Consider the following 6018-nt stretch of genomic DNA (forward strand, 5'->3'; position numbering starts at 1 on the left):
CAGTTTTAACAGAGCTATCAGCATACCCCCTGTGGAGTACGAGTCTTGGCAATTCCCTGCTGATTACAAGCAAAGAGGAAGTATCAAGGATGAGGAAATGCGAGACTTGGTACTCATCTCTTTAGTAGTAAAAAAGGAAGAAACAGATGAGAATTTTAGTTCTTTTAGAGCAAAAGCACCCTCACGTATTGATTTTGGGAGACTTTTCTACAGTTTTGTATTAGACTACAACGAAAAACACTCTAATGAACCTATACAAACGGAAGATGAGAATGGTTTGTGTCATTGGATTTTTTACTTGCAACCTAAGTGGTATGAGAAAACGCGGTTTATTATTCCAGATGGCACACTTCTTTCCAATAACATCGTTGAGAACAGTGTAATATTCTGTATACGAAAAGAAGGCGCAGACAATAAACCTAAAGAAGAGGAGGAAGAGGGCGAAACCTATGAATTTCAATAGTATAACCCTAAGATGACACGCTTATGAGTAGAATATACAAGGTAAAAAAAGGCGATACATTGCAGTTGATTGCTGAGAAGTTTCAAATCTCAGTGAGTGATTTGCGGCATTATCATAATATGCGTTGTGAGCTGTGGGAACTATTGGAACAAAAGCTAACTTCCAAAACGGAGCGCATTATTCTTCCTTCAGAAGAAGAACTCATCATCTTACAAGAGCATCAACAGGCTGTACTAAAAGAACAAGAACGCCCTTCGCGTTATTTGGATAAGAAGTTTTATGCAAAGGATTATGATGTAAAAGAAGTCGTTCTTACCTCAGATAAAGAAGTAAAAACAGACTATTCACTTTCTTTACAGATGGAAAAAGCCGAAAAAGGTTGGAGTATGATTGTAAATACAACTTATCAGGAGGCTGATACTAAATTCACCGAGTTAGCAACGGCTTGTATGCAGGCGATGCAACCATTAAGATACCATCTATCTATAAATGGGGGGATCACTGATATAGAAAACCACCGAGAAATCATTGAGCGATTTACGCAAAAACGTATTGATATAGAAGGCTATTTTGAAGGTGAGTTAGCCAAAAGTTATACCGATGCTTTCTATGAAAAACTCATAGATAAGGAATATATGATAGAACGCTTACAGATGTCGTTCTTAAATCAGGTACTTTTCCCTCGTATGGAGTGGTTTCATAAAGAGAACGAAAAATGGGAAGAGGAGTTTTGCCCCGTACAAGGCAGTGCTTTTATTCCTTATGAGTTAGAAGCAGAAGTGATATTTGAAGAGTATGAGATAGTAACAATTGTAAAGGGGGAGTTGAAGAGAAAATATAACTTACCTGAATTGTATAAAGGGAAGAAAGCTATAGATAGGATAGATCCTTTTGAGAGTAATTTTGAGATTATATACGTTACAGAAAAAGACACACAACAACTTTCTGTTGTAGAAGCCTCATTAGATATTTATTCTAATGGTGAGTTACATAGGAAAAATATGATAGGAATAATAAAAAAGATATAGCTATGGGAAATATAAAAATCATACGTAACAAACATACATTTAGAGCTGATACTGGTAAAGAGTATATTTGGGTCGCTTATGTCATGGGAAGCTCTAAAGCATATACTACACCAGACAAGAAAAAGGAAAAAACATTTGGTCAATTTGGTAGTGTAGCAAGAGAATTTGAAATTATGATTTTTGCTCCTGATGATAAAACATTAGAAAAGAAAAATCATTTGGGGATGTTGATCATTCGTGTAGATAATAAGGGAAGGATCATTGAGGATGAAGTTGATAAATCAAATGTTACACCTAAAATATTAAAAGTTGATCATAGGAAAATGGGAGATGGTGATCCTAATAAAGTAAGTTATCAAGATACTTTGCTTGTATGGGCTGAAACTCAGGGTTTACAAAATAAAGAGATAACTTTTAAATTATTATGGAATAATGATGATGAACCTAAAAAAGTTTTTAAGGCAAAAGTCGACAATAAAGATAGAGCAGAAGTAAAAATACCTTTGATAACATACCCAGATGTATTAGATGCTTTTATAAAAAATAAGACTTCAAAAGATAAATCAACAGAACACACTTTTAAAGTAGAAGCCAGTTTTGGAGAACCACCAAAAACAAATGGTAAAAAAGCAACTCAAGTTAAAGGAGAAATAAAAGATGCCTACTTTATAGATAAAAATGGGGAAAAGGTAACAAAACTTAAGAAAGGAGATGTAGTTAGAGTATGTATTGAATCAGAAGGAATGATTAATAAATATTTTCAGTATTTTATATTGGAAAAGGATAAATATACCCCTGATGACTCTATAACAAGTAGTGGAGTGCTCACATTTAAAGATGATATCTTTATAGGAAGACCGATTGAGATTGATGACGAAAAGCTTCTTTGGGGAGGAAAAGATAGAGAGGGAGAAGACAGATATGAACAAGATTATATCATTAAAGTAAAAACATTTAAGGATAGTAAAACATCTAAACCTAAGACACTTATCCTTGAAGAAGAAAAAGATAAAACTTTTTATAGTAAAAGCCCTGTAAAAGTAAGTGTTAGAGAAAAAAGCGAAAAAGAAAAAACACCTTCTACTGATAGCTTATTTTTACCTGACATTCAAATAAAAGAAGTTTATGAAGTAAAAGATGATAAAAATGTTTCTTTGAAACTTGATAAAGAATCTAAAAAACAGATAAAAGTACTTGATGAAAAAACAAGTGTAGCAACAGAATACAAAGAAAAAGATATCACAACTGTAAAACAAACCAACAGTATGATTATCCGCTTTTCTGTAACGCCAAGAGGAGGTAAGAAAATAGGCTATTTAGGGTTATTTTTAACAACAATCCCCGAAGCAGAAAATGTTTATGAATATGAGTTGAACTATAGCTACAATAATATTTTATCTTCAGGGATAACCTCTATGACAATAAAGGATGATAATACAGAAAAGCCATTTAAGTCAGGGAATACAATAAAAATAGATGGAGAGAAAAAAGATTTTGAGCTAAAAATAGTCTTTAATAAAGATAAGAAAATTAACAGTGATGTCTTTATAGATATTTTTAGTAATACCAATGCTGCTCTTGCAAAACCTACCTTGTCAGGCACTGCGTTGCATAGGTTTAAGATGAAAATGGCAAAAATACAATCTATTATAACTTACCATATTTACTATGATGGGCGTATTGAAAAGCATATACCAAAAGAAATTGCAGAAGAGTTTAAGCAAAAATATAAGTATGTTTATCACGATGAAAAGGGTAATGAGCACGAAATAGGTATCTTTAAATTTTTAGAGACGACAGAAATGAAAAAAGGTAATATTGCAGGAACCAAGAAAGTTGAGTTAATAGATATTAGAGAATTTAAAGGTTATGACAATAATGGAGTTAAATTAAAGTTTTTAACAATAAATACAGATTCTAAGCGGTATTATATAAATCCTGATTGTTATGCAGGATTGTTTGGGGCAATGGCTAAACTAAATATAGATTATTTAGGTTTTAATGGATTTAGTAATAATAAAGCAGGTTCTTATCCCAGCACATCACATTTTAATGGTGAAAAAGGCGATTTAAGATATTTATCTACAAATAGAAAAGGAGAATCAACACATTTGGAATATTCTTATTTTGATGTAGAACAACAAAATAAATTTAACGATGCATTATATTTATTTGGTTGGGGACGATTAGAAAAAATGTATTCCGAATATTTCACTTACAATGGTAATAGTAAATATCTTTTAAATCATACACGACATTTAAGAATAGATGAAAAACGTGATGATAAAGGTAAGATAATACAGAAAGAAGTTAGACACCACCACCATCTACATTTAACTGGATTTGACCATAGTTTAATTAAAATAATAGAAAAATGAAAAAAATAGTTTTATTTTTGCTGCTTACTGCCAATTTTATAGCTTGTAAACGAAATGCAAATTTTACAGACAAAAAAACAGAAAAAGAAGAATTTACCGTAACTAATTCTAAAAAAGAAATTTCGTTTGATGATTTAGAAGAAGTTTCGTTGCCTTTTTGTATAAAAGGTAGTTATGTGAAAGATGATTTGTATTATGTAGATATTGATAAATTTTTAGGCTTTCATAAGTTAAAAAAATCGTTAAACAAGGAAGTAAATGCCCTTTTTCATAAAGGTACGATTGATTTTATAACTAATGAAGAAGTTTTCATAGCTTACCCCTATTATCAAGAAAGTGAAGACTCTCCTCCTTTTGCTGTAAAGAAAATACAAATAAATGATTCTATAACTACCGTTCTATATGGATATATACGAGTAAATGAATATTCAGTACCGCGTATAGAGTTGCAAACATTTGATAAACAAGGGAATTATATAGATAGTATCATTCTTTATTATCGTCTAGCCGATGAATGTTCAGGAGAGCGAACATTTTGTATTGATAAAAACTTTAAAATAAAAATACAAACAGAATTTGGGTGTACTGCAATTGAAAAAGATGATGAAGATTTTAATTTTGAACAGACTGATACATTTAAAATCACTGAAACAGGAAAAATAGTGAAACAATAAAATTAATTTATCATAGAAAAGAATAATACATTTCCTTAAAAACACTACCAAGGAATTTGCAAATTAAAAATAAACAAGATAGAACAATGAACAATCTACTCACCCATTATCCTGTAAATTGGATAGACGGAATGAAGCTAAGTAGCAGCCATTTTACTGCTGTGCAGGATTTTGTTACCGACAGCGTTAGAGATGCCATAGCCTTACAAACCACAGACCTTAACTATGGCTTACAGCCTATGGCTGGTGATTCGGTAAAGATGCACGTGCTGATGGATCACTACAACTGCCTGCAACTAACCCTTGAAGAATGCCACGCTGTTACTCCTAATGGAATACGTATACAAATCAGTGCCTCACAAGAAGGACAAACCTTAACGCTGAGTAAGGATATGACAGAAATGAAGGGTAATGCCACTTTTTCTGTGTTTATCACCGCTGAATTGTTTAAACCAACTCCTTACGGAGAGGCAGCAACACAAGAATACCCACCGCGTATTCCTTTTTTGCGTCCCACCTACTCCCTTTACCTCTATACAGATGAAGAATTAAAGAATAAGGATTTGGGTGATGGTTACCTTATGATAGGTAGGGTGATTATGGACAATGGACAAGTTCGTTTGGACGATACCTATATACCCCCTTGCAGCTGTGTGATAGCACATCCTTCCTTACAAAACCTCTACCATCGCATTCGCAGCTTTTATGCAAAGATGGAGAACTATGCTATACAAATCTCACAGAAAATCCATATCAAAAAGCAAAATAATGAGCTATCAGCAATGATAGACAAGATAGATGAGCGTATGTTGGTGTTTTTAGGGCAGGAAATCAACCGTTTTGAACTGCTGTCGCCTTATAATCCACCTTGCGAATTACTGCTTTCAGTAACAGCCTTTGCACGTATTGTGAAGAACTTTACAGATGCTCATTCAGGCGCAGGCAAAGAGGAATTGCTGAACTATTTTTCTGAGTGGTGCAACCTTACCCAAGGTGCTTTTGAGCAGGTATTCAACACCCTTATCAATACCCACTACAACCACAACCATATCCGCAAGCATATCAAAGTAACAGAAGAGTTTATGGACTTGATAGAAGACTTGTACAACAACCTAAGCCGCTTGGATTATATCGGTAAAAAACCTGATGGCGGTATATTTGTGGCTGAAACAACCAATGAAAATCAAGATATAGTAAGGCGTACCCGCAGCCTCTTGGTAGATTAATTTGTTAAATAATTAAAGTTATAAATACTATGGAAATAGTCAATAAAGAACAACGCACAAAAGCCTATTGGTTTTTCGTCCTCTTTTTTGTCCTCACAGTTACCATTGTGGTGGTAGCGATGTTTGCCAATGTGCACTTCCCTTTTGAGGAAAACAAATTGCTTAAGGAGAAGAACGCCAAGTTGGAAAAGGATATCGCCATACAAAACCATTTCGCTGCTGATTTAGAGAAGGTAAAAGTCGCGATGG

General features: G+C 33.4%; 6 protein-coding genes. All 6 read left to right on the forward strand.

What is annotated here, in order from left to right; translation table 11 throughout:
• Positions 1 to 463: TssN family type VI secretion system protein (locus tag HMPREF9071_RS01320; RefSeq protein ID WP_009744727.1), on the forward strand; the 463-nt coding region annotated here is incomplete at its 5' end.
• A 23-nt stretch (positions 464 to 486) separates the two neighbouring features.
• The gene (locus HMPREF9071_RS01325) at positions 487 to 1491 is read left to right on the forward strand and encodes a LysM peptidoglycan-binding domain-containing protein (protein WP_009744728.1); all 1005 of its coding nucleotides are present in this window, start codon (positions 487 to 489) and stop codon (positions 1489 to 1491) included.
• A 2-nt stretch (positions 1492 to 1493) separates the two neighbouring features.
• On the forward strand, positions 1494 to 3869 hold the full coding sequence (locus tag HMPREF9071_RS01330) for a hypothetical protein (RefSeq protein ID WP_009744729.1): 2376 nt from the start codon (positions 1494 to 1496) through the stop codon (positions 3867 to 3869).
• Positions 3866 to 4543 carry a hypothetical protein gene (locus HMPREF9071_RS01335; RefSeq protein ID WP_009412201.1) on the forward strand — a complete coding sequence of 226 codons (678 nt, stop codon included), beginning with the start codon at positions 3866 to 3868 and terminating at the stop codon, positions 4541 to 4543. The genes HMPREF9071_RS01330 and HMPREF9071_RS01335 overlap by 4 nt, the downstream gene beginning before the upstream one ends.
• 86 nt (positions 4544 to 4629) lie before the next feature.
• Entirely contained in the window at positions 4630 to 5769 is a 1140-nt protein-coding gene (locus HMPREF9071_RS01340) for a hypothetical protein (RefSeq protein ID WP_009744730.1), read from the forward strand.
• A gap of 29 nt (positions 5770 to 5798) precedes the next feature.
• Positions 5799 to 6018: type VI secretion system TssO (tssO, locus tag HMPREF9071_RS01345; protein ID WP_009744731.1), on the forward strand; the 220-nt coding region annotated here is incomplete at its 3' end.

It is taken from the genome of Capnocytophaga sp. oral taxon 338 str. F0234, assembly GCF_000192225.1.
GTDB lineage: Bacteria > Bacteroidota > Bacteroidia > Flavobacteriales > Flavobacteriaceae > Capnocytophaga.